This window comes from Photobacterium rosenbergii (assembly GCF_033022775.1).
Lineage (GTDB): Bacteria > Pseudomonadota > Gammaproteobacteria > Enterobacterales > Vibrionaceae > Photobacterium > Photobacterium rosenbergii_A.
In genome coordinates this window covers 34,320-59,042 of record NZ_JAWJZI010000004.1, presented here as the reverse complement: position 1 = coordinate 59,042, position 24,723 = coordinate 34,320, and the positions used below count along the sequence as shown (strand labels likewise).

General features: G+C 49.6%; 16 protein-coding genes. 10 read left to right on the top strand and 6 right to left on the bottom strand.

What is annotated here, in order from left to right; all coding sequences use genetic code 11:
• Window positions 1–36: 36 nt before the first annotated feature.
• The 10 genes from R2X38_RS11145 (at window position 37) to R2X38_RS11100 (ending at window position 14,038) form a co-directional block, all read left to right on the top strand.
• The gene (locus R2X38_RS11145) at window positions 37–1,023 is read left to right on the top strand and encodes a LacI family DNA-binding transcriptional regulator (protein WP_317522304.1); all 987 of its coding nucleotides are present in this window, start codon (window positions 37–39) and stop codon (window positions 1,021–1,023) included.
• 131 nt (window positions 1,024–1,154) lie between these two features.
• Complete coding sequence (locus R2X38_RS11140) at window positions 1,155–2,399, top strand: extracellular solute-binding protein (RefSeq protein ID WP_317522303.1); 1,245 nt, start codon at window positions 1,155–1,157, stop codon at window positions 2,397–2,399.
• Between the two features lie 352 nt (window positions 2,400–2,751).
• Entirely contained in the window at window positions 2,752–3,354 is a 603-nt protein-coding gene (locus R2X38_RS11135) for a carbohydrate ABC transporter permease (protein WP_237156886.1), read from the top strand.
• 2 nt (window positions 3,355–3,356) lie between these two features.
• Window positions 3,357–4,178, top strand: coding sequence for a carbohydrate ABC transporter permease (locus R2X38_RS11130; protein WP_039464854.1), 822 nt, complete (start codon window positions 3,357–3,359; stop codon window positions 4,176–4,178).
• The gene (locus R2X38_RS11125; RefSeq protein WP_317522302.1) at window positions 4,178–4,657 is read left to right on the top strand and encodes a hypothetical protein; all 480 of its coding nucleotides are present in this window, start codon (window positions 4,178–4,180) and stop codon (window positions 4,655–4,657) included. Before R2X38_RS11130 ends, R2X38_RS11125 begins: the two co-directional genes overlap by 1 nt.
• A 92-nt stretch (window positions 4,658–4,749) precedes the next feature.
• On the top strand, window positions 4,750–6,921 hold the full coding sequence (locus R2X38_RS11120; protein WP_317522301.1) for a glycoside hydrolase family 3 N-terminal domain-containing protein: 2,172 nt from the start codon (window positions 4,750–4,752) through the stop codon (window positions 6,919–6,921).
• A 104-nt stretch (window positions 6,922–7,025) separates the two neighbouring features.
• Window positions 7,026–8,624 carry a sulfatase gene (locus R2X38_RS11115; protein ID WP_317522300.1) on the top strand — a complete coding sequence of 533 codons (1,599 nt, stop codon included), beginning with the start codon at window positions 7,026–7,028 and terminating at the stop codon, window positions 8,622–8,624.
• A 117-nt stretch (window positions 8,625–8,741) separates the two neighbouring features.
• Complete coding sequence (locus tag R2X38_RS11110; protein WP_317522299.1) at window positions 8,742–10,403, top strand: methyl-accepting chemotaxis protein; 1,662 nt, start codon at window positions 8,742–8,744, stop codon at window positions 10,401–10,403.
• Window positions 10,404–10,668: 265 nt separating this feature from the next.
• The gene (locus R2X38_RS11105; protein WP_317522298.1) at window positions 10,669–13,302 is read left to right on the top strand and encodes a glycoside hydrolase family 3 C-terminal domain-containing protein; all 2,634 of its coding nucleotides are present in this window, start codon (window positions 10,669–10,671) and stop codon (window positions 13,300–13,302) included.
• Window positions 13,303–13,546: 244 nt separating this feature from the next.
• Window positions 13,547–14,038 (top strand): outer membrane beta-barrel protein, encoded by a 492-nt coding sequence (locus R2X38_RS11100; protein ID WP_317522297.1) that lies wholly within the window; start codon window positions 13,547–13,549, stop codon window positions 14,036–14,038.
• Window positions 14,039–14,157: 119 nt separating this feature from the next.
• Here R2X38_RS11100 and R2X38_RS11095 read toward each other — a convergent pair whose 3' ends face one another.
• The 6 genes from R2X38_RS11095 to R2X38_RS11070 all read right to left on the bottom strand — a co-directional run bounded on the left by R2X38_RS11095 (window position 14,158) and on the right by R2X38_RS11070 (window position 24,643).
• Complete coding sequence (locus R2X38_RS11095; protein ID WP_317522296.1) at window positions 14,158–15,702, bottom strand: alpha-L-fucosidase; 1,545 nt, start codon at window positions 15,700–15,702, stop codon at window positions 14,158–14,160.
• 105 nt (window positions 15,703–15,807) lie between these two features.
• Window positions 15,808–17,283, bottom strand: coding sequence for a sulfatase-like hydrolase/transferase (locus tag R2X38_RS11090; RefSeq protein WP_317522295.1), 1,476 nt, complete (start codon window positions 17,281–17,283; stop codon window positions 15,808–15,810).
• A 17-nt stretch (window positions 17,284–17,300) separates the two neighbouring features.
• Window positions 17,301–18,773, bottom strand: a complete 1,473-nt coding sequence (locus R2X38_RS11085; protein WP_317522294.1) for a hypothetical protein — start codon at window positions 18,771–18,773, stop codon at window positions 17,301–17,303.
• Window positions 18,763–21,921: an efflux RND transporter permease subunit gene (locus tag R2X38_RS11080; RefSeq protein ID WP_317522293.1), complete on the bottom strand. Its 3,159-nt coding sequence runs from the start codon at window positions 21,919–21,921 to the stop codon at window positions 18,763–18,765. Before R2X38_RS11080 ends, R2X38_RS11085 begins: the two co-directional genes overlap by 11 nt.
• The gene (locus R2X38_RS11075; protein ID WP_317522292.1) at window positions 21,921–23,219 is read right to left on the bottom strand and encodes an efflux RND transporter periplasmic adaptor subunit; all 1,299 of its coding nucleotides are present in this window, start codon (window positions 23,217–23,219) and stop codon (window positions 21,921–21,923) included. Before R2X38_RS11075 ends, R2X38_RS11080 begins: the two co-directional genes overlap by 1 nt.
• Window positions 23,220–23,221: 2 nt before the next feature.
• Window positions 23,222–24,643 (bottom strand): efflux transporter outer membrane subunit, encoded by a 1,422-nt coding sequence (locus tag R2X38_RS11070; RefSeq protein WP_317522291.1) that lies wholly within the window; start codon window positions 24,641–24,643, stop codon window positions 23,222–23,224.
• Window positions 24,644–24,723: the final 80 nt, after the last annotated feature.

Genomic DNA, 24,723 nt, shown 5'->3' with positions numbered 1-24,723 from the left:
ATTTACGGTTTAAGTAAGAGGAATAAGGTTTAGCTAATGAGGCCTACAATCAAAGATGTCGCTAGAGAAGCGAAAGTATCTATTTCGACAGTGTCTTACGCGATTAACAACAGTGATCGTATCAGCGAGAAAACTCGCAACCATGTACTTGAAGTCGCCAAGAAGCTGAACTATTCAGCAAACAGCAATGCTAAGCGCTTAAGACAAAAGAATGTGGGTGCCATTGGTATCTTCTTTAACTCTTGGTTCGGACCAATCTACAGTGAGTTAGTCCAGGGTATCGAGCGCAAAGTACATGAGATGGGTTATGACTTGATTGCATGTAGCCTGTTTGGTGGCGCGGAATCAACGGCACACCGCTACCTGAAAGATCACATGATTGATGGTGCCATTATCCTGAGCAACGCGTTCGATGATGATTTTCTTAAATCTGTGGCTTCCAAGGACTTGCCGATTGTCGCGCTAGACCGTGAAGTTAAAGCAGAGCACATCTACAACATTTTGATTGATAACTTTGGTGGCGCATTTGGTGCAACCAAGCAGCTTATTTCAAGTGGCTGTAAACAAGTGCATTACTTCTGTGGTCCAGACGACTCATACGACAATCAGAAACGTTTGGAAGGCTACATTGCCGCGCTTGGCTTCTACAATGTCAAATTTGATAACAACTTAATTATTAAATCTGATTTCACTGAAGAAGACGCATATTTAAAAATGAAGGAAATTATTGACCAGGGTGACGCACCGAAAGCAATATTTTCTGCAAACGATGAAATGGCTCTCGGTATTATCCGAGCTGCGAATGAAAATGGTATTAAAATTCCAGAGCAATTAAAGCTGATTGGTTTTGATAATATCAGAGAATCTGAAAGAACGACACCAGCATTAAGTACTGTTACTCATCATAAGTATGAAATGGGTGTTAAAGCTGTTGAAGTGCTATTTAGTGCAATGAACAGTGAAGAAGAAATCGAACAAGTAACAATTCTACCGACTCAAATTGTTGAACGAGAAACCGTGTAGTTTTTTTTTGATTTATTCTTTCTTTTAGGTCCAAAAAACATATCTAATAATTGGTTGCCATGAAATATTCATGGCAACAGCCATGTTTTGTGATTTGGGGCGATTTTATATAGCCTTATAAGGATAGCGAAATGAAATACAAGTGGCTTACAGTTCTCTTAGTTGCCATGGCAAGTTCTGTTTGTGCCAAAGAAAGAATAGAGTTTATGGTGTCGTCGGGTGATCAGATGGCATTTGTAAACGAAGTCATTAAACCTGAATATGAAAAGCGTTATCCTGATGTTGAATTAATTCTTACTAACGACGGCAACCTTGAAACTCGCATGGCAGCGGGTGATTACCCGAATGTGTATGCGGGTATTTTTGGTTACATGGTTCCGAGGTACGCCAAGTTAGGTCGTTTGATGTATCTTGATGACTTCGATGGTTTCGATGAAATGACAGATCGCATCGAACCGCAATTTATGGAAAAGCATTTCGGTCGCCAGTATTACATCCCGTGGCATGCTACCACGCAAATGATGATTTATAACAAGGACCTATTCCGCGAAGCAGGATTAGATCCTGAGTTGCCGCCTCAGACTTGGGATGAGCTGTTGGTTGCTGCCGAAAAAATTAATAACTTGCCAGCACGTTCGAATGGCAGCCGGGTTCATGGCGTTGCCCTGTGGAACGACGCGCTAGCAAGCGGTGGCTGGTACTGGAACATGCTGTCACCGATGTATTACAACTTCAACGATGGTGAGTACCAGCTACTTAACCGCTACGGTACCCACCCGGTATTCGATAAAGAAGAAGCGGGCATGGTGCCATTCCTTGAGACCATGAAGCAGCTTCAGCAGTTTGCCCCGCTAACGATGGAGCAGAACTTCTTCTCGCGTACCATCGGTATTTGGCCGCAGTACGGTATTGCCTGGCGTGCCAACCTTCAGGACGCAGCAGGCAAACCAATGGTGATCGGCGAGGATGTCGGCATTGCTCCTATTCCGGTTCGTGAGAAGGGTGATACGCATTACTCCAACCTTGATGGCCGAGCTTTGATGGTATTTAAGAATACTCGTCATATTGAACAGCGCAGCTGGCAGCTTATCGAGCTGCTGATGGAAGATGATTTCAATCTCAAGGCGAATATGGCGCTGCAGAACTTGCCGACCCTGGCGTCATTGCAAGAGCACCCATACTTCCAAACGGAGGACATCAAACCGTTTGTCGACCAGCTACAGCATGTGGTGATGAACGAGTCCAATGCAGCGGTATCGGAAGTATCGAGCATCATACTGAATTACTATTCGCAATCGGTTGTTATGAACAGGCTAACAGCAGAAGAAGCAGTTCGCGCAGCAACAGAAGATGTTAAGAAAATAATGCATCGGTAACGGTTAACGATATTGCGAATTCGGCTGCAGGCCTTGCTGCAGCCACCAAAAGATTTTAATTTTCAAATGGAATAAAGCCATGAACATAAAACGTTACTGGGTGCCATACCTGTTTATGTTGCCGTGGGTAGCATATTTCATAATATTTATGCTGTACCCGTTCTTCTTGTCATTACAAAATAGTTTTTTAGATATAAATATTCTTAATCCTGAAAATACCCGCTTTGTTGGTTTAGGTAACTGGGTTAACTCAGCAACAGATTATAAATTTTGGAAATCTCTTTTTAATGTCTTTTTCAATCAGATAATTTTCATCACATTGAGTTTCGTGTGTGCAATGGGCGCAGCCCTGATGCTGAATGAAATTACTTTTTTGTCGAGCCTGTTTAGAACCGTTCTTTTTATTCCGGTTGTGACATCAATCACGGTTGCAATGATTATTTTTGACTTTGTTGCAGGCCCGAATGGCCCAATTCAGTCGTTAATGATGGATTGGAATGTGCTGAGTTCGCCAATCTTCTGGAAATTCGAAAAATGGTTACCAATGCCGGTGATCGCGGTATTCAGTGCCTGGAAGTGGTTTGGCGTTCAGATGATTATCTTCCTTGGCGGTATTGCCAGTATTAACCGTTCATTGCTTGAAGCAGCAGATATTGATGGGGCGACCTGGTGGCGCAAGATCACCAAGATTATCTTGCCGCTGATCAAACCGCAGATTGTCTTTGTTATGACCATCAACGTGATTAACGGTTTGCAGATGTTTACCGAAGTATTCATGAACTTTGATTTGCAGGGCGGTCCTCACAATTCGGCCCTCACGCCTGTACTTCACTTGTACCAAACCGGTTTCGAACAGATGAAGATGGGTGAAGCATCAACCATTGGTCTTCTGCTTGCGATTGTTATTTTCGTGTTGACCATGCTTCAGTTGAAATTGACTAAGGGTAAGGACTAACCATGAATAATTCCAACAAAGGTAAGCTGCTCATTTATATCGGCTTGTTAGCTGCCAGCCTGATCGTGCTTTACCCGTTCTTCTTTATGATCATCAACTCGTTCAAGTCTGGCTCGGAGATCATGCACTCGCCGAATGCGTTGCCGACCTCATGGTCAGCCAAGGGCTATATCGAGGTGTTTGACAGCGTTAATCTATGGCGCATCTTCTTCAACACCATTTTTGTCTCGGTATCGGTGATGGTGCTGAACTGCTTGCTGTCTGCCATGGTGGCCTTTGCAATTGCCAAAACCAAGATGCCTGGTCGCCAAGTATGGCTGCGTTTGATTCTGTCTTCGATGATGGTACCGGCGATTCTGTTCACCATTCCTGTGTACATGATGATGTATGACTGGGGCTGGGTGAATACCTATCGCGTGCTTATCATCCCGGGAGCCATCAGTGCCTACAATATCTTCCTGCTATACCAATTCATGACTCAGGTCGATGAGGCATACCTTGAGGCGGCACGTATTGATGGTGCCAGCGAGATGCGTATTTTCTTCAAGGTTGTCCTGCCAATGATGCGCCCTGCGATGGCGACGGTTGGCATCCTGACCTTCATGGGGGCATGGAACGACTTCATGGGGCCGCTACTGTATATCCGTGACGACTCTATGCTGACCCTTCAGCTAGCACTGTTTAAGTTCCAGCAAGATATTCCTGCCGGCAACCTCGAACAGGTATGGGCGATGACGACCATGATTGCCGTACCGGTTGTGTTTGTTTTCTTCTTCATGCAGAAGAACTTCATCAAGGCGTTCACTGGGGTAGGAGTTAAGTAATGAATGTATCTCAGCTTAAAAAAATCGTTCTCCTACTCTCCGTTGTTCTCGTGGCTTATTGGGCGGCGTGGGGCAAGGCGTACTTCTTGTCCAAAAGTTATTTTGACTATGCGGTAGAGCAAGAAGCCGCGGGAAATTACGTCATTGCGCTTAAAGGAATGAACAAGCTGGAACTGCGTATCGACGAGCAATACCTCGGTGGTTACCAGCAAGTGATCGAATCCTGGGAGCATGCGCTGTTTGGCATCCGTCCCGCTTTCTATGAGGAAGCATTGGTCGCGCCAGGGCGGTTAATTCCGCAATTTGCCGATGACGATCTTCAAGCCTTCATTGATATCTATGTTCAGCTCGATAGCAAATACGTACCGGAAGTCGCCTATTCGCAGCTTCAGCGTGCACGGCAGACTGGCAATGACGAGCTGGCTGCAGAGATGGAAGAGTTTCTGACCCAAGCATTCCCTTACTTTGATTTTGAATAAATCATTTTTCACTTTTGCCGCCCTGTTAGGGCGGCTTTTTTTCAATGATCTCTGCTGAGATGAATTCGCACAAATAGATTTCGGAGTATTGTATGGAATTCCCATATAAGAACAGTACTTTACCTGTTGAAGAAAGAGTCGAAGACTTGTTGTCACGAATGACAGTGGCAGAAAAAATTGGCCAGCTGTGCCAATCCCCAATGCTTGAATACAATATCAACCGTGATATTTACCTTGAGCGTATCCGCCAGGGCCATTGGGGCTCGCGTATTTTGGCCGATACAGCTTGGGCCGGTAATGCGCCAGGTGAAACGGTGAGCCCAGCCCAGCTTAATGAAATCCAGCGCGCAGCCGTTGAGGGTAGCCGTCTTGGCATCCCGCTTATCATTGCCCGCGATGTAATTTATGGCCAGCAAACCGTGTTGCCGATCCCGTTGGCCCAGGCAGCGTCATGGAACCCAGAGCAAGTTCAGAATGCCTACCGCTGTATCGCCAAAGAAGCAGCGTCGCTCGGGATCCATTGGACGTTTGCGCCAATGCTCGATATCGTTCGCGACCCACGCTGGGGCCGTGTTATTGAAAGTAGCGGTGAAGATCCATATCTAACCAGCCAATTTGCCAAAGCCGTGGTAAAAGGTTTCCAAGGTGATTCGCCGGCAGATGAAGACTCTTTGGTGGCTTGTGCCAAGCATTTCGTCGGCTACGGTGCTTCAGAGGGCGGCCGTGACTATGACACCACGGAGATTTCCGAAAACTCTTTACATAATGTTTACTTGCCACCGTTTGCCGCTGCCGTTGAAGCAGGTGTCGAAACCGTTATGTCCGGTTTTAATGATCTGGGCGGTACGCCGGTGTCGGGTAGCCAATCGCTGATCAATGGCTGGCTCAAATCAGAGCAGCAATTCGATGGCATGGTGATCAGTGACTGGGGATCCATTTCGGATCTTGCCTATTTCGGTGTCGCCAAAGGTGCTGAGGGTGCTGCTGCAGAGGCACTTAAAGCCGGTGTTGATATGGCGATGACCAATGAAGCCTATGAAGATCACCTTCAAGATCTTCTGGACAAAGAAGCCATTGATATGGCCCATATCGTTGAGGCAACCCGCCGGGTACTGCGTACCAAGTTCAAGGCGGGATTGTTCGAGCGACCTTATGTCGATGAGTACAAGCACAAGAGTGTCATGCGTCACCCAGAGCACCTTGCACAGGCGCTAACTGTTGCCGAGCAGAGTATGGTGCTGCTTAAAAACAACCATGATGTGTTGCCGATTGAGGCTAAGCCGATGACTATCGCAGTGATTGGCCCGCACGCTCACTCTAAGCGTCAGCATCTAGGTTCTTGGTGTTTGGACGGTCGTGCCGAGGATGTGACCAGCATTTATGAAGGCATTAAAGCGTGGACAGCTAAACTCGACTGCACCATTGAACTGTTAACTGAGGAAGCAGCATTTACCGATGAAATGGTCGAATGTGCTCATCGTGCCGATCTTGTGATCCTGTGTACCGGCGAAAGCCACCGCCGCACTGGTGAAGCTCGCAATGTTGCAGAGCTAACTTTGCCTGCTGGCCAGGAAGAATTGATCCGTGCTATCGGTGAAGTCGGCAAGCCTTTGGTTGTAGTGCAATGTACCGGCCGTCCAGTACCGTCTGAAGCGACAGAGCAGTTTGCCGATGCGCTTCTGTACGCATGGCAGTCCGGTACCGAAGCAGGTCATGCCGTGGCACGTTTGCTATTCGGTGATGTCTCCCCGTCAGGTCGATTGCCGATGTCGGTGCCGCGCAGTACCGGTCAGATCCCGATGTACTATGCCCGCAAGCCACTTGGCAAAATGCGTGATTTCCAAGACTACCAGCCTTACAAAGATCAAAAAGCCACCCCGTTATATCCATTCGGTTTTGGCTTGACCTATGGTGAGTTTGAATACTCCAACCTGCGCTTGAGCCAAGCTGAGCTGACGGCAGGTGACACCTTGTATGCAACAGTGACTTTACATAATAAAGGCACGCTAACTGCGACAGAAGTCGTTCAGTGCTACATCCGTCAGCAAGTTGCATCTACTACACGACCTGTTCGTGAGCTGAAAGATTTCTGCCGAGTAACCTTGGAGCCGGGTGAGACCAAAGAGGTCGTGCTATCGCTACCTGCTGAAAAGCTGCGCTTCTACGGCATCAACAAAACCTTCGCGCTGGAATCTTCAACGGTCGAACTGTATGTCGGTGGTGACAGCAATGCCACGCTTGGTGCGACCGTAGAGGTGAGCTAATTCGCTTCTAACGCTTATTTTTCAGCAACCACTTTTCTACAACTACTTTAGCAACATACGGCGCCCCGTTGATCTAGGCGGGGCGCAGATAAGAGCCAGCTATCATGACGAAAGAACGACAGGCTGAGCCGTCAGCGACTCGCCCCAACATTATCTACATCATGTCTGATGACCATGCGATTCGGGCATTGAGTGCTTACAACAGCGATATTGCCCATCTTGCTCCGACGCCTAATATAGACCGTATTGCCCAAAACGGTGCGCGGTTTGACCAATCCTTCGTGACCAACTCTCTGTGTGGCCCTTCCAGAGCCGCCATGCTGACGGGGAAATTTGGCCATAAAAATGGTTTCAACCACAACGGACAGTTGTTTGATGGTTATCAGCCGACTTGGCCAAGGCTACTGAAAGCCCATGGTTATACAACGGCTTGTATTGGGAAATGGCATATCAACCTCACTCCTGAAGGGATCGACTTTGATCATTGGGAAGTACTGAACGATCAGGGGGAGTATTACAACCCTGACTTTATTACCGCCCAAGGCGTCAAGCGGGAGCATGGATACACTACTGAGCTGATCACCCAGAAGTCTCTGCGTTGGCTGGAAGAGCAACAGCAAAGTGACCAGCCTTTTGCCCTGCTGCTTCACCACAAAGCGCCACATCGCAACTGGATGCCGGCCCCGCAACACATGCGTGCGTTTGAGAATACCATCTTCCCAGTGCCGGATAACTATTTCGACACCTATGAAGGCCGAGCGGCAGCTGCCATGCAAACCATGACCATCTATCGGGATGCCCAGGAAGGCCATGATTTGAAAATGACCAAAGGGGTGGGTGAAACAGAATGGCGCGAGGATATCTGGCCATTTCTGCTGGCGCGTTTAACACCGGAGCAACGTCAGGCATGGGATGAAGCCTACCAAGAGCGTAATGATTGGTTCAACGCCTACGAAGCCAATATGACGGCAGAGGAAATTGCCATCTGGAAATACCAGCGTTACTTGCAGGATTACCTGGCCACCATCAAGTCGGTCGATGAGTCTGTGGGTGAGGTGCTTGATTATCTTGAAGCGAACGGCCTCGCAGATAACACCATTGTGGTCTATACCTCAGATCAAGGCTTCTACATGGGAGAGCATGGTTGGTTCGACAAGCGCTTTATGTATGAAGAATCATTCCGTGCGCCTTTGCTGATCCAGTACCCGAACCGGATCAAGCCGGGGACTGTAGTGGATCACTTGGTGCAGAACATCGACTACGCACCAACCTTCCTTGAGTATGCGGGCCTTGATGTACCTGCGGATATCCAAGGTGAATCTATGGTGCCGTTGCTCGACGGCGAATCACCTGCGGATTGGCGCCAGTCTCTCTACTACCACTTCTATGAATATCCGGCGATGCACGATGTGACCAGGCATTACGGTACTCGTGATAGTCGCTATAAGTTGATGCACTTCTATTACGATATCGACGAGTGGGAGTTTTACGATATCGAAGAAGATCCGACCGAGATGAACAACGCGATTAACGTTCCGCGCTACCAGCAAGAGATCGCGCGGCTAAAAGCGGAGATCAGCAAACTCGAGGCGAAGTACGATGTGCCGCCACGGGAGGAATGGGTCAATTTACCGCTTGAGTATGAGCCAGCGCCGACGCTGGAAGAGCTTTTCCCAGAAAGCTATCAGGTTGCTTGCCAGTAAGAGTGAGCGAAATACATCTGTTCGTGCTTTGCGTATGTCAACGAATCAGGGCTTAGGCCGCGTGTACTGCCCTAAGCCCTGATGATTAAATACCTACAGAAGAGAATAAGAATAATTATGTCATCACTATTCACATGGACGAGAAAAATCACCAACCGGCTTGTTGTCACTATCGCCATTGCTTTCTGCTCGATTGCCTTTGTTGGGTATGAAGGATTAAGTGGGTTAAGCCAGTTGTCCAATCAAACCGCCACCTTGGTTGAGGATGATTTGGCAAAGGTCATCACCATTAGCGATATCCAGCAGCGAGTAGAACAGGCTAGGGTACACTCCTTGTTGGCGATACAGCATGATCCCAATGCTTTTAGCGGCAGCTATCATGATCATCCCATCTCGGCGCATACCGATCTGATCTATGAAAGTTATGATGATCTTCAGGCGCTGTATTTTGATTTGATGACATTCAATATGGGAGCAAGCCTTGAGGCGGCGGCCACACAGGCGAGCTCTCTGACTGATGAATTGTTCTTTTCGGGCTTTGAAGTCATTGTTGATTTGTTGGAACTAGGTGAATTCCAGCAAGCCAATGTGCTGCTGCTCAGCGAGGTAAACCCTAAGATCGAGCAACTAAAAACGTTACTTCATACCATGAATGACCTAAGTGCGACCGGTGCTAGGGATGCCTATACCGAAGCGGTCAGCGACGGGCAGAGCTTTGTCTGGAGTATGAGTACAGCACTGATTGTGAGCACATTACTGTTAATCGGCATAGCCTATTTGACCATCCGTCGCATTGTGTTTGCACTCAAGGAACTTCAGGCCACGGCCAATAATATTGCCGAAGGTAATCTAACTTGCCGAGCTCAGGCTCAGGGCCAGGATGAATTTACGGTTATTGGCGATGCGGTTAATAACATTGCGGCAAGTTTCCAACAAACTGTCTCTTTGATTGGCGATTCGGCTAATCAGCTCAATACTGCCTCCCAGCAAAATACTCAGCTCAGTGAGCAGACGGCATCAAATGCTGCATCGCAGCAGGCACAAATCCAACAAATTGCCACCGCTACCGAAGAGCTGACAGCAACGGTCAGTGATGTGGCGGCTAGCGCAGTGGCAGCAGCTGAAGCTTCCCAGAAATCAGATGAGCTGGCACAAAGCGGTGTGGGTGTAGTGAATGAAGCGATTGCTCAGTCTGTTGATTTGGCAGATGAAATTGAACAAGCCAAAGTTGCTATCAACGAGCTTGGCAAGCATTCGCAAGATATCGGTAGCGTGTCAGATACGATTCGTGAGATTTCTGATCAAACCAATTTATTGGCTTTGAACGCCGCCATTGAAGCGGCAAGGGCCGGTAGCTATGGTCGCGGTTTTGCGGTGGTCGCAGATGAAGTCCGTACCTTGGCACAGCGTACCAAGAGCGCCACGGAAGATATTCAAGATACGATAGCTCGCCTGCAAAACGGTTGCCAGCATGCCATTGAGCGTATGGAATCCGGCGATCAATATGCCCGTGAGAGCACGGTCAAAACTAAGCAGGCAGGCGAAGCATTACAGGCCATCACTGAAACAGTTGCTGGTATCGCAGAGAAGAACATCCAGATAGCCTCGGCGGCAGAGCAACAGGCCGTGGTAACCGGTGATGTAAATACCAACGTGTTTGAAATAAATGCATTGGCCGATAAAACCGCAGCAGATTCGGAATCAAGCAAAGGGGCCTCTGAATCTATTGTCAAACTGGCCCACTCTCTCACCAGTGAAGTGAATCGTTTCACCGTTTAGCCATCATATCTTTGCTTGATGCAACATTATTTCAAGCCGGTGGTGTTCACCTCGGCTGAGATGGTGACCAATAGCTGGCTCATGTCATAAGAGGCTTTTCACTGTAACCTATACCTCTCTGATACCAGTGATAGAGAGGTTTTTTTATGTCTTTTTAGGGTGAATCTAGCTCTCAAAAATGACATCAAGCTTGTGAAGTGATTGGTTTTAACCTATCTGTTTTGATAATCTAAAATCAATTCGAAACGTTTATATTGAGGCGAGAATGAAACTGAAAAAGATGGCCATCGGCGTCAGTCTATCTGTTGCAGCCATGGGGGTTAGTGCTGATAATCCCAAGCAGAATAACGAGGAGTACATAGCTTTTTTTGATCACACTCTGTCGATCGAAGAGCGCTTGGATGATATTAGCGCCCGGCTCACGGATAAAGAAAAAGGCAATATGATCACCCTGTGGAATGAGGGGGTACCGCGTTACGGGTTGAAGTCATTTATGCCCGGCGAAGCGCTTCATGGTCTGGCGGCTCCTCGCAATAATGCTGCGACGGTCTTTCCTCAGTCGATTGGTCTGGCCGCTACTTGGTCTCCTGAAACGATGAAGCGGATGGGCGATGCCGTATCCGATGAGGCTAGGGCCCAATATCACAACGGACCGGTCATTCGAGATGGCAAGCGTGGTCCGCTGACGTTCTGGTCCCCGGTGATCAATATCGCCCGCGATCCGCGTTGGGGGCGTACCCAGGAAGCATATGGCGAGGATCCGCTACTCAACGGGGTCATGGCCAGTGCCTATGTAAAAGGTCTTCAGGGGGATCATCCCAAATACCTCAAGACGGCTGCGGGTGCCAAACATTTTGTCGCTAACAATGAAGAGCATAACCGTTTTCATGGCAATGCGGATATTTCTGAAAAGCAACTTCGAGAATACTATTTCCCCGCCTATAAGCAGGTTGTTCAAGAGGCCGATGCCCAGATTGTCATGACAGCCTACAACGCCTTGAATGGCGAACCTGCGGTAACCAATACCTGGCTGATCAAAGACATCTTGCGCGGCGAGTGGGGCTTTGACGGCTTTGTGTTGGGTGATTACGGCTCTATTTTGATGACCACCAAAGGCTGGAAGGATAGGGGCTTTCGTGGGCATGATATCTATGATACCTACGTCGATTCCGCGGCAGCGGTATTGAATGCCGAGACTCTGGATTTCGATAATACCCGTATTTTCCGAGATGAAGCGATTACCGCAATAAAACAAGGCAAAACAACCTCAGAACAGCTTGACCGTGCGTTTCGCAATACCATGCGGGTCGGCTTGCGCCTGGGCATGTTTGATCCTGAAGATATGTCACCCTGGAAGGATCTGCCGTTCGATATCATGACCACCTTCAAGCCGTTGGCTCTTGAGCTGGCCGAAAAGAGTATGGTGCTGCTGCAGAACGAAGACATTGATGGTACGCCACTGCTGCCGTTGGATAAATCAGCGTTGAAAAAAGTGGCAGTGATTGGCCCTAACGCCAATACGCTCAACTTCGGCACGTATTCGGGAACCCCGAGAAACCCAGTTACAGCGCTAGACGGCATTAAGGACTACCTAGGCAGCGATGTCGAGGTGGTGTATGTGCCTTGGCAAGGTAGTAATAACATCTTAAGTGCGATTCCAATGGATAACATCACCCTGCTGGATACTCAGGGGATGGGCGTTTGGCAAGCTGACTACTTCAATAATCGCGGTGCCACTGGCCAGCCGATAGCGTCCAATAACGTCGGGGATATCGACTTTAATTGGACCGGTTCTAAACCTCATTCTGATATCAAGGACAATAATAGTTACTCCGTTCGTTATACCACTTCGATAGTCCCTCCGCAGAGCGGCCTTTATACCCTAGGCTTTGAGAGCCTCGGTGCCAACGTCACCTTGAACGTAAACGGTTCAACTGTGCTGCGTAGCCATGGTGATACCAATAAGCGTCTACCATCAACGGTCGAGATTGAGCTTGATGGCGAGAAGACTTATGAGCTCGAGCTTTATTCTATGCGTTTACCTAGAGCAAAAGGCCATGAACTGATGTTTGGCTGGCAGCTGCCACAGGTCAACTCAGCTCATGCTGGTCAGGAGTTGGCCGCGGCAAAAGAGGCGGACGCCGTCATTGCGGTGATGGGCCTTTCGACAGATTACGAGCGTGAATCGATAGACCGTATAGCAGAAGGCCTGCCGCGCGAGCAAACCGATATGCTAAAAGGTGTCGTTGAGGCAAACCCTAATACCGTGGTTGTGCTTCAATCAGGTTCGTCGATAGAGAGCCCTTGGCTGAAAGAGAATATTCCGGCGATTTTGCAAAGCTGGTATCCAGGCGAACAAGGTGGTGCAGCTATCGCTAATACTTTGTTTGGTGACAACAACCCAGGCGGTAAGCTTCCGCTTACCTTTGTGAAGTCGTGGAGTGACTTACCTGCCTTTAATGATTACGACATCAGCCAAGGACGTACTTACCTGTACTTTGACAAAGAGCCGCTATGGGCTTTCGGCCATGGCCTGAGCTATACCGAGTTTGCCATGTCAGATCTGAAGCTCAAGAGCGGCAAGGTAGCCAAAGACGGCCACATTGATGTCACCGTCACGGTAGAAAACACCGGTAAAAAGGCAGGTGATGAGGTGGTCCAAGTCTACATTACGGATATGTTTGAACGCAGCGAGAAGCCAAAGCAACGCCTGAAAGCGTTCGAGCGTGTCTCGCTTGAAGCAGGCGAAAGCAAGCAAGTTAACCTCAGCATCGATGTCAACGATCTGGCTTACTGGGACGAGAAAACCAAAGGTTGGATGCTCGGTGACAAATACGAAATCCGGGTAGGTAACGCGTCGGATAATATTTTGCTGACTGAGACGATAAAAGTTGAGTAGCTGAAATAATATATTGACCACCTTCATTAATTGAAATACTCACCGTTTGCAAAAAACGAACGGTGAGTATTTAAGGTAAAAGCCACTTTTTCTATATTCCAGTAATGTAATTTTAAAAAGCAGGGGGAATAAAGAGAGAGTTAGGTTGGGTATTGATTATATTTCTTCGCAATCCGGTCGTTGTAAGTAGTACGTGGTTTTTATAGAACACGTTGGTTTTAAAATTAAAAGATAGATAAATTTCATGAACAAATTAAGTTTTGCTGCTTTGACAGCTTTAATAGCTCTTTCTGGTCAATTGCATGCCGCTGAATTACAGCATCGTTTGGGGGTAGGTTATAGCACTACGGACTTTGAAGCATTAGGTGTTAGCTTTGGCTATGGCAATGGAATCAAGTTGGAATATGGTTATGATTTCAACCAAATTGCTGGTATGCATGTTTCCTACGAGCAGAACAAAGACGGTATTTTAAAGGGAGACACCCTCAAATTAGGTGGTGACCTTGGCTATACGTTTGAATTTGATGAAGCGTCGATCAAGCCTTTTATTTCTGGGGGTTTTTACTCTTATGAAGAGAATTTTTACGATGACTCCGGCTTGTATTGGGGGCTAGGGGCTCGAGCCACTTACAAAAACTTCTATATTGATCTGCGCCAGGATTTTTTCGAGCTGAAAGATCAAGGTATCAGTGTTGATATGGAGCAGTTTGCTGTCACGCTGGGAATCAAGTTATAAGATTAGGCCGAACTTGCCCCAAGGCTTCATGTTTTCATGCTAAACGGGGAATAAGTAAAAAGCGTTACTGTTAACCAGTAACGCTTTTATTATTGCTATCTAAATCCAGTTCGGAGCTTTTATTTTACTTGAGCCTGTTCCACCGACTGTGCGAAGTGTAACGCTATTGGGTGCGCGTGCTCTGTGGGCTTGTGGTTAGGCATCGTCACCTCAAGGCCACGCTCCGTTTGCTCGTAGGATAGCTCTCCCTCGACGCCAGGCATGGTGATCGACGTCAACTCGCTGAGGTCAAACGCGCCTTTTTTCAATGAGGTGATGGTGAGAATTTGGCTGTCCCCCGGCCAGTCTAGTGCAATGGCGTAGACCGTTTTCCAGTCTTTACTGCGGGTAAACCGGATGTCCTCGGCGGTATAGTTATAGCCTTTGTGATTTAGTTCTCTTTGGTTCTCAGCCGTGGCAATGGTTGGCCCTTCACCATATAGGTGGAAAGGTCGAGTATTATAGATGGCTTCGCCGTTTTGTTTCAGCCAGCCTCCCATTTCACGCAGGCGAGAAACGTACTCTTCAGAAATGCTGCCGTCGGCACGAGGCCCGAAGTTAAGCATCACGACCCCGTTTTTACTGACAATATCGACTAACATGTCGACGAGTTCATTGGTTGGCCAGTACTGGTCATTGTCAGCAAACCCCCAAGAATGCATGCTAACCGAGGTGTCGGCTTGCCAGGTCATTGGCTGAATGCTGTTGAAGCGACCTCGCTCCATATCAACGACCGCACTCCCAAGCGGTAATTTGTGCCTATTTTTATAGGTCATGACCACCCCGGGTTGGCCGAAGCTTCCCTTGCCAAATTCGATGGACTTATTGTAAAAATAGGCGAGGAAATCCTTCCGCGGTTGCTCGAACTCGGGCCATTTGTTCCATCCCCAATCGAAGTAGTACAGATCGGGTTGATAGGTATCGACCAATTCGGTGGTGATATCCCACCAGCGTTTTAAATACCACTCGTCAACGCCCTTTCCGTGACCATACAAGTCATATGTTTCTGGTGTGACGTCACCGCCTTCTTGGTGATTCATTTTGTAGTAATCAAGGTTGAAGGCAAAGTGGTTGGAGATGCCGGTTTTAAGCCCTCGTTCACGGGCTGCACTTAGTAGCTCGCCTGTAATGTCACGTTTCGGCCCCATATCAACGGCGTTCCAACGAGTATGTTTGCTGTCAAACATGGCGAAGCCATCATGGTGGATGGATACGACGGTATAGAATTTGGCGCCAGCCTCCACCGCGAGATCCATCCATTCATCGGGATTGAATTTTTCAGCCGTGAAATGCGGGATCAGATCCTTGTATCCAAACTCAGCGGGATCACCGTAGCGCTCGGAATGATATTTAAAGAAATTATTTTCATTGTCCTTTCGGCTGTACATATGGCGCGGATACCACTCGGCGGCATGCCAACCACGGTATTCCGGTACAGAATAGACGCCCCAATGCGCCCAGACACCGAATTTGGCGTCTTGGTACCACTCTGGAACTTCGTAATTCACCAGGGAGTCTGGGGTTGGTGTGTAGCTTTGTGGCTCCCCCGCATTGGCTAGGCCTGAGGCGATTGCCAAAGCAACTGCAGCAGCGACCATCCGCACGGGGTTCATGGTATTTTTCATTGTTACTCCTGAGAAGGGACGCTCATTGCAGGGTGATTGGCATCACGAGAGCGTCCCAACCGATCAAGCCGTAAAGTGGCTTTTATTGGTGATTGAAACTGCGACTTACAGATCCTGGGTAAACTCCACGGTATATGGAGTGTCAAACAGCGCTGGGTATTCGGGCTCGGGGAACTCTTTGAGAAGCTCCAGGTATTCATTGAATAGCTCCTGGAATTTTTCCGGTTCTTCATGCCTTAGGTCGCGGCGCTGGGCAACATCGACATTGAGGTTGAACAGCATGGCTTTGACCTCTTCTTTGACCAGCTCGCGGTTATTGCGCTTTTCTCCGGCTACTTTGTGTTGGTCATTCCAAGTCAGTACCCAATCGCCTTTGCGGTAGGCAATATCGTGGAAGAAGCGGAAGAACATCGTCTCATGTGGCCTGCCTTCTTTCTCGCCATTTAGGTATGGCACCAGATCGACGCCGTCGAGCGCAGGCGTGTTGTCAACCAAAGGAATATTCCGCGTCAACGTTGGCAGAATATCCAAGGAAATAACCGGCTTGGTATATTGCTTTCCGGCAGGGACGACGCCAGGCCAATTAATCACAAACGGTACCCGGATACCGCCCTCAAAGGTGTCGCCTTTAAAGCCCCTGAGATCGGCTGGGTTACCCGCGAGGTTAACGGGCTCCTTGCGGCGCACGATGGTTTGATAACCGTTATCGGACAAGAACACGATGGCGGTGTTATCGGCGATCCCTTTTTCTTCAAGCGTTGCCATGATATCGCCAAGGCCATCATCCATGGCCAGCAGCATGGCAGCGATCACGCGGCGGTGCCAGGTGGCAAATTCACCGTCCATTAGCTCATCAACACGCTTTAGATAATGCTCTGGTGCTTGGTAGGGGGCGTGCACGGCGTTGTAGGCCAAGTGCAGGAAGAACGGCTTGTCATGGTTGCGTTCGATAAACTCGACGGCTTCGCGGCTGAACTCATCGGTTAGGTAGGTGCCATTCGGGTATTCAACCATTTGACCGTTGCGATAAATCGGTGAACGGTTGTTCTTACCGTTGTAATGCATATTGGCATTGAAATAGTCGTGGCCACCGCCGAGGAAACCGTAGAAATAATCCAAGTTACGATTCCACGGTTTGTGCTCGTCTTTGAAGTGGCCGTAATGCCACTTGCCGATGGCTGCCGTCTTGTAACCTGCTGCCTTGAAGTGGTCTTGCATCATAGGCTGGTTGGTAGGGAAACCGATTTTGGCATTGCGAGAAAAGTTGCCCCAGATCCCGAGGCGGTCTTGATAGCGACCTGAAATCAGCCCAGCGCGAGATGGGCCACATACCGATGAGGTGACGTAGCCTTGGGTAAAGTGGGTGCCGCCTGCAGCAATTTTATCTAGATTGGGCGTGAACATGTCATCCGCGCCCATGAAGCCTGATTCGTCATAGCCGAGGTCGTCGACTAATACCACAATGAAGTTAGTATCGGTCTGTGCGGGCTCTGCTGGTAATTGCTCTGCATTAGGCTGACCTGCCAGCGACAGACCGGGCAGTAAGGCTAGGCTCAATGCTGTTTTGGTAAATGTTTTCATGGAGGGTACTCTTTAATTTATTGTTGGTGCCAGAAAATAGGGTTGGAGTAGAACCACAAGTCTTGCCAAGGGGATTGGTTACCTTGCTGCCTTGTTGGCTCCAAGATGTCGGTACTGGTACCCCGCAGGCGTAGATAACCATTCTGATGTTCCCGCGGGATATCGATAGTCAAGGCTATGGTGTTGTCTTTGACCTGCCATTGAGACTGGTCAATTCGCTGGATGACTTGAGTGGTGCTATTGGCGTTGGGCTCATTGGCGATGGCAGGATCAACGGCGCCGGTAATCACATCGATACGGTTTAATACCGGCATATCACCGTTGGCATTCTTGCCTTCGCTCAGTTTGAGCTCTAGCTTCAGTGATAGTTTGTCTTTGTCACTGCTTACCACCAGAGTCTCACCAAGAGAAGCGCTATTGTTTGATTGTTGATTGGTATTTCCGTCAGTCAGTTCGGCATTAAGACCGCTGATCAGATCGCCGAAGACAATAAAGCTTCTACCGTGACGGAGCCCATCCATTATGTCAGCGGGCTCATTTCGGGCATAGACATAGGTTTTGTTGTACTCACCGGGCCAGAAATCTCGGCCACCAACACTGGTATGCGTATGTGAATCTGCCGAGGAGGTGATCCAAAAACGCATGCCGTTGCCAAGGATATGATCCCAAACCCCTCCTACAACAGCTGTCATTTGGTCAGCGCCCCTAAAGGTGCCATATTTGAAATAACTACCTCGGGCACCTCTGGCCGCCTGATGCCCAGGAGTGCCGACCATGCCGATAAACACCTCAGGATCGGTCTGGTGCCAGGTCATGAGTTTTTCAGGTGTCACTCTTGCCCATTCGTTGAGGCCGGTTGCCTGACGACTAGGGTGGTTCTTGATGATGATCGGCTTTTCAGCTTGGCTGGCGAGATAAGCAATACCCTTTTGCATGTGCTCGACATTGTTACGATTACGGGTTTTATTGCGGTACTCGCGAATAGAGTAATCGCGTTGGAAGTTGACCAGGACTTCGCGCTCATCGCTATTGATAGGCATCATGACCGTGGCATGTTCTCCGGCAGGCACGTCAAGTTCGATACCGAAGAACTGGTGGACAGCCGGTACGGACTCGCGGGCGGCCAATAATTCTGGATAGGCTTTGTTGTCGAGTAATTTTGAGTGCTCCGGGCCACCGTGGTCAGTGTTGACTAACCAGCTCAGGCCATATTTCTGGGCGGCTTGGGCATTATCAAGATAGCTATGTTCGCTATCCCCGCCTTTGATTGGAGACCACGGCGAGGTGGATTTATCCCACTTCACACTCCAGTGAGTATGGGCGTGGTGCTCACCGGCTAGCCATTGCCTTTGTTGTGTGCTGTCAGTTTCGAACGTATCAGCAACCCCCTGTGCTGACAGGGTGCTGATGAATAGAGCGAGTGCTAATTTACGCATAGCTGCTGGTGACCGCGACGATAAGGTCGAGATCTGGCTTTGCTTAGGCTGCATGGGAAATATCCTCTATCGAGTGAGTATCATGTTCAGTGTGCAGTGTTGTTTTTTGTGGCTCGGTGCCTAATTGGAAAAAGGCCTTAATATCTTCAAGCGCATGGTATAGGCAGGGCAGCAGTACCAAGGTAATGAGGGTGGCGAACAGAATGCCGAATCCCAGCGAAATCGCCATTGGGATCATCAGCTGGGCCTGGTTGGAGGTTTCCAAGATCATCGGTGCAAGTCCGCCGAAGGTGGTCAAAGTGGTCAGCATGATTGGCCTGAAGCGTCGTGCACTGCCGTTGATAATGGCTTCTACCGGTGGTTTGCCAGCGTCGCGGTTGCGGTTAACTTCCGTTACCAGAATCAGGCTGTCGTTTATCACTACACCACTGAGCGCCAGAATGCCGAGTAGGCTCACTATACTCATCACATAGCCGAGCAGAACGTGGCCGAGCACTGCACCAATCAAACCAAACGGGATAATGGTCATGATGATAAGTGGCTGGGTATAGCTCTTGAACGGGATAGCCAGCAGGCAGTACAGCGCCAGCATAACCAGAGCCCCATTAATGGCTAGGCTCTCCAGACTCTCTTTTTGTTCAGCTTGATCACCGCGGAAGCCAATGTCTAAACCCGGGTATTTTTCTTCAAGGATCGGCAGTACCTCACGGCGCAGCGTTTGGGTGAGGTTCATGGCCTCTGATGAAGGTGTAATATCGGCACTGACGCTGATCCGGCGCTGTCCATCGCGGCGGTGGATCGCTGAGGCCGAGTATTCACGGTACACGTCTGCGATTTGTGATAACGGAATGAACTGGTCGCCAACTTTGATCGGCAGTTGTTCAAGATGATAAACACTGGCTCGCTGCCAATCAGGGAGCTGCACTTTGACGTCGACCTCATCGCTGCCTCGTTGCTGGCGAATTGCTCGCACACCGCTGAACGCATGGCGGATCTGGCGGATCAAGCTTTGCTCTGTCAGTCCCATGCTTTTCCCTTCTGGACGAAGGGCTAGGCGGATCTGCTGACTACCTGACATGAAGCTGTTTTCGATATCAACGATACCGGCATAGTTGCCGAGGATCTCGGTTAATTCTTCACTGGCCGCACGTAGTGCATGGGTATTGCGGTGGGTGAGCTCCAAGGTTACCCCGGCGACATCCGCGCCGGGGCCATTGCCCGTCGCTGAGAAACGCACTGCATTCGCTGCGGGCACTTCACCGGTTAGCTCTCGCCATTGGGCTGAGACCTGACGAGTGCTCAGTGCGCGGTCTTCGCCTGGCTGCAAAAAGATCCGTGTCATGACGACATATTCGCCATCCCGGCTCCAGATCCGGCTTGAGATCCCTTTTGCCAGCGCTTTGCCTCCATTAGTCGCAACGACCTCTTTAGCTGCGCTTTCAAGTTGCTCTTTGACCATTTCTGCTTCTTCAGCAGAACTACCGACAGGCATAAAGGCGCGGGCGACAGAAAATTCGGCTTCGACCCTAGGCATGGTGGTAAAGCCCATGTGGCCGCCCGAAATATAGGCAATTGAGCTGATCAGCATGGCAAACCCTGTTGCGACTACAATGTAGCGGCCAGCGAGTAAGTGCTTCAAGGCAGGCTTGTAGATAAGCCGTATAAACCATTGCAGTCCGGCGTCGACTTTGCTTTGAACGGCATTAAATGGTCTTGTCCAGCGAGGAGGCTGACGATAGTCAATATGGGCGACGTGGGCAGGGAGAATAAACAGCGCCTCGACCCACGAGATGATGAATACCGCAGCGACCACAATTGGGACGACTTTAAAGGTCAGGCCCAGTGTTCCGGGCAAAAACCAGATTGGGATAAAGGCGACGATATTGGTCAGGATACTAAAGGTGAGTGGTGTGGCGATATCCTTTGCCCCCTCAATGGCGGCGTCGGTAAAGCGCATTCCCTGGCTCATCTTTTCATGAATGTTCTCCCCGGCGATGATAGCGTCATCCACCACGATGCCAAGCGCAATAATAAAGGCGAACATGGAAATCATGTTGATCGATACATCCATGCTCGGCAGGAATAGTACCGCGCCTAGGAACGCCGTCGGGATACCCACGGTAACCCAGAAGGCTAGCCTCACATCGAGGAACAACGCCAGAACCAGTAGTACTAACAACAAGCCACTAAAGGCATTTTTAAGTAGCAATGACATGCGTTGCTGGTAAATCACCGCATCATCATCGACGACTTCCAGTGAAATACCGGGCTGCAAGCTCGCTTCGAGCTCTGGCATCAAAGCGTATACCGACTCTGAAATAGAGACGGGTGTTTGATCGGCAATACGGTAGATCCGGATGCTGGCAGAAGGGTAGCCATTGTAAAAGTTACGGTTATGGCGGTTGGCAAAGCCATCTCGAATGGTGGCGATATCTTCCAAGTATCGCTTGCTGCCGCTCGGGGTTTGCATAACGACGATATCGCTAAAGTCCTCTGCCCAGCCTCGACTTTCATCAATTTGCAGCAAGATGTCACCGCCAGCGGTTTCCAGCCGTCCACCCGACTGATTGATGGCGTGACGACTGATACTGTTGGCAATATCGTCGAGTCCCAAGCCATACTGCTGCAGGGTCAGGCTATCGACTTGGACTTGCACCTCGTATTTGGAAAAACCGCCGATTTCTACTTGGGTTATCCCTGGTGAGCTCAATAGGATATTGCGAATCTCGGTACTGGTCTCTTTCAAGGCAATGAGGTCAGCATCACCATAGAGCACCAGTTCAAAAGATTGATCGCGGGTTTCGTTGCGAAATATTCGCGGCTTTTCGGCCCCGGCGGGCAAGGGGGCCCGATTCACGGCACTCTCGACCTCGCGCAGTACTCGTTCGGCATCCACGCCATTCATCAGTTCAGCGGTGAGGTTGCTCCCTGCGGAGTTTGCCCAACCGTGGATCTCCTTGATCCCTTCGATACCATTGATGGCATTTTCGATCGGCAGGGTCACCCCTTGTTCCATCTCTGCTGGGGTGGAGCCTGGGTAATGTACCCAGATCCGAATGGAGTTGTGCTGATAGTTCGGGTAGACCTCTTTCTTAATTTGCCACGCCATTAACAGGCCGCCAATAATAAAGAACAGCATCAGCAGGTTAGGGGTCACTCCATTACCTGCCATCCAGGCGATAGCACCGCGACGGTTTTTCATCAGCTTGGCTCTCCTTGTTGGCTAACCTGAGGGTCAGTCGATGGGCTATCTGCTGTTGAAAGATCAAACTCGAGAGGGACTTGCCGAACTTCCAGATGGATCCCCTCCACGGCACCGGGAAGCGGGGTGGTGATCAACTGATCGCCATCATTTAGGCCGTTATCAATCAATACATAGTCTTGGGCACGGAAGGTTACTGAGACTGGCTGGGCAACAAGGGTGCCGTCTTCGGCCATTAGCCAAACGAATTTTTCCTGCTGCAGGTGGCGACGTGGAATACGCGCGACATTTTCAAACGGGTTGGTATCAATCTCTGCTTGTAAAAAGGCATTAAGCAGAACCTTAGGTTTACCACTATTTTGGGGCTGCCTCGCCAGAGGATCTTGGATCTCAATCAGTAGGTGGGCCAGTTTGACCTTGTTGTCGAGAGTTGGCAGCAAACTGACCACGCAACCTTGTCGGTTAGCTCTCGGTCCCCACTCATGAGGATTGCGGATGGTGACAGCAGAGCCTAAACATTTTCCTTTTGAGTCGGTTGCACGGCCATTGTCGGGAACGGTGATCCATTGCAGCTGGTGGGCGGGAACACTGACTCGTAGCCAAAACGTATCGGTGGCGACAAGTTCAGCAATCGATGAGTTATCTCGTAGCAAACTACCTTTTGCAACATCTAACGAGACAATTTGTGCATCAAACGGTACGGTGATGCGAGTGCGTTCATAATTCAACTCTGCACGCTGTAAGGCGGCTTGACTACGGGCGATATCGGCTTCGATTTGTGCCAGCTGCGGACCACGTAATACCAAATCAAGGTCGTCTGCTGCCAATGATTGTCCTGAAAGCGCGTATTCCAGCTCGGCGGCACGTCGGCGGCCATATTCGACCTGATAAAGGGCCTGGTGGCGATCCAAAGTGGCTTGTGCTTCCTTGACGGCCAGGGCGTGGTCGCGAAGGTCAATATTAAGCAGGGTTTCTCCGGCTTTGACATAACCGCCAGGTACCAGATCTTCTGCCATAGTGGTAACCAGACCGCGGAGCTGCGAGCGTAAACTGATTGTTCGCTTGGGCTCGACCGCGCCTTGTACCACTATTTGCGGGATATCACGGCTAAGCATGATGGTTTCCACATCAACGGTGCGGCTAGGTGGTTGGCCAGGGCGGGCTGGGCGGTGAGGTTTACCTTGCATAAACTGGTGGCTGGCGTAGATTCCGCCGGCCAGGATCAGGCAGGGAAGTAACAGTTTGAGCGCTGTTGCCAGATATTTTCGGGAATTAGATTGTTGGATGGGGCTGGTCATGCTCAGGATTCCATTCTTGGTTGCAGCTCAACTGCACCGTCTGCTGATAGAGATATAAGTTGTCCGCCTAGAGACTGATAGGTGGCAATGCGGCGCAGGAACAGTTGCCGCTGGGCATTAAGGGATTGTTTTTGTAGCGTGAAAAGCTTTTCCTGGGCATTGAGGACATCAAGATAGCCCTGCATACCCCGGCTGTAGCGAATAGATTCGACCTCGAGAATATTCTCGGCCTGACGGGTTTGGCGGCGTAATGAGTCGAGTTGCTCTTGCTGGCTTAGCTCAGAGAGGACATTGATTTCCACTTCCTCTATCGCACTGAGTACACCCTGGGTGTAGTTGTAGAAGGCCAAATCAGACGAAGCTTCGGCGACTTTTTGCTCCGCTTCGAGTTTTCCTGCGTTAAAAATCGGAACGTTTAACTGTGCACCCAAATCCAAGCGCCAGATATCAAAGGCATTTGACCAGTCACTGCTGGCTGCTGAACTATTGATGGAGATATTTGGCAGTCGAGCCGCGGCTGCAGCCGAGACATCCTGTTGGCTGGATTCATATTGGTACCAGAGTGCTCTGACATCGGGTCTTCTATCCAATAAAGTTGCCGGTAAGCCTGTTTCCGGCAATGCAGGCAAAGTAGGGAAAGTCGAATAGGCCCAGTCAACGGCTGTTGTTGGCGAGCGCCCAAGCAGGACATTAATTTGCCTTTCTAGAATCAGCAGGCTTTTACGGGCTTGTTTCTCTTGCGCTTCTAAGTTTTCCAGCAGCTGTTCCTGACGCCACAAGGCACTAATACTGCCTTGGCCGGTTCGATAGCGGTGACCAGTGATCTCGGCAATAATCTTGGTGTTGCTAATTTGCTTTTCGAGTATGGCTAAGGACTGGTGCTGTTCAATCAACTGATACCAGCGTCTAGCGATATCTCCGGCAAGGGTTTGGGCGGCTGCCTGCATTTGCTCTTCGCTGGCGAGGTAGCTGAAATAGGCCGCAGAAGCTCTGGCTTGGTTCTTGCCCCAGAGGTCAAGCTCCCAGCTCGCGTTGAGCCTGAGATTTTCTGTCGTTTCTTGCGTAATTTCGCCGCCGATTGCGTCACGTTCGCGGCGAACATTGCTACCAGCCACACCAGTGACAGTAGGATATCGACCTGCGTCTCGCACATCAGCTGTAGCTGCTGCTCGTTGTACACGGGCGATACTTGATTGCAGGCTGAAGTTTGACTTCAGGGCAGTACTGACTAATTGATTGAGTTGCGGATCGTTAAATTCACGCCACCAGAATTCATCGGCTTGTGCATCACCGGAAATACTGAATGATGGTGCAACAACGGGCGCAATATCGGTGTGCTCCTGCGGTGTTTGGACACAACCGTTGAGGAGCAACGTAATTACAGAAGCGCGGAGAAACAGCGTTGCGCGCGAACTTGAAGGCATGAGCAGGCTCCCACAAACCTTATCGGGTGGTTATTAGGTATTTAATATTGTTAGAAATCTATTAAGCGGCAGGATATTGC

Excerpts from the sequence above, each read along its gene's own strand:
- R2X38_RS11140 (WP_317522303.1), top strand. The coding sequence starts at position 1,155 with ATGAAATACAAGTGGCTTACAGTTCTCTTAGTTGCCATGGCAAGTTCT.
- R2X38_RS11095 (WP_317522296.1), bottom strand. The coding sequence starts at position 15,702 with ATGAAAAATACCATGAACCCCGTGCGGATGGTCGCTGCTGCAGTTGCT.
- R2X38_RS11085 (WP_317522294.1), bottom strand. The coding sequence starts at position 18,773 with ATGCAGCCTAAGCAAAGCCAGATCTCGACCTTATCGTCGCGGTCACCA.
- R2X38_RS11125 (WP_317522302.1), top strand. The coding sequence starts at position 4,178 with ATGAATGTATCTCAGCTTAAAAAAATCGTTCTCCTACTCTCCGTTGTT.
- R2X38_RS11075 (WP_317522292.1), bottom strand. The coding sequence starts at position 23,219 with ATGACCAGCCCCATCCAACAATCTAATTCCCGAAAATATCTGGCAACA.
- R2X38_RS11100 (WP_317522297.1), top strand. The coding sequence starts at position 13,547 with ATGAACAAATTAAGTTTTGCTGCTTTGACAGCTTTAATAGCTCTTTCT.
- R2X38_RS11090 (WP_317522295.1), bottom strand. The coding sequence starts at position 17,283 with ATGAAAACATTTACCAAAACAGCATTGAGCCTAGCCTTACTGCCCGGT.
- R2X38_RS11130 (WP_039464854.1), top strand. The coding sequence starts at position 3,357 with ATGAATAATTCCAACAAAGGTAAGCTGCTCATTTATATCGGCTTGTTA.
- R2X38_RS11115 (WP_317522300.1), top strand. The coding sequence starts at position 7,026 with ATGACGAAAGAACGACAGGCTGAGCCGTCAGCGACTCGCCCCAACATT.
- R2X38_RS11080 (WP_317522293.1), bottom strand. The coding sequence starts at position 21,921 with ATGAAAAACCGTCGCGGTGCTATCGCCTGGATGGCAGGTAATGGAGTG.
- R2X38_RS11105 (WP_317522298.1), top strand. The coding sequence starts at position 10,669 with ATGAAACTGAAAAAGATGGCCATCGGCGTCAGTCTATCTGTTGCAGCC.
- R2X38_RS11110 (WP_317522299.1), top strand. The coding sequence starts at position 8,742 with ATGTCATCACTATTCACATGGACGAGAAAAATCACCAACCGGCTTGTT.
- R2X38_RS11135 (WP_237156886.1), top strand. The coding sequence starts at position 2,752 with ATGCTGAATGAAATTACTTTTTTGTCGAGCCTGTTTAGAACCGTTCTT.
- R2X38_RS11145 (WP_317522304.1), top strand. The coding sequence starts at position 37 with ATGAGGCCTACAATCAAAGATGTCGCTAGAGAAGCGAAAGTATCTATT.
- R2X38_RS11120 (WP_317522301.1), top strand. The coding sequence starts at position 4,750 with ATGGAATTCCCATATAAGAACAGTACTTTACCTGTTGAAGAAAGAGTC.
- R2X38_RS11070 (WP_317522291.1), bottom strand. The coding sequence starts at position 24,643 with ATGCCTTCAAGTTCGCGCGCAACGCTGTTTCTCCGCGCTTCTGTAATT.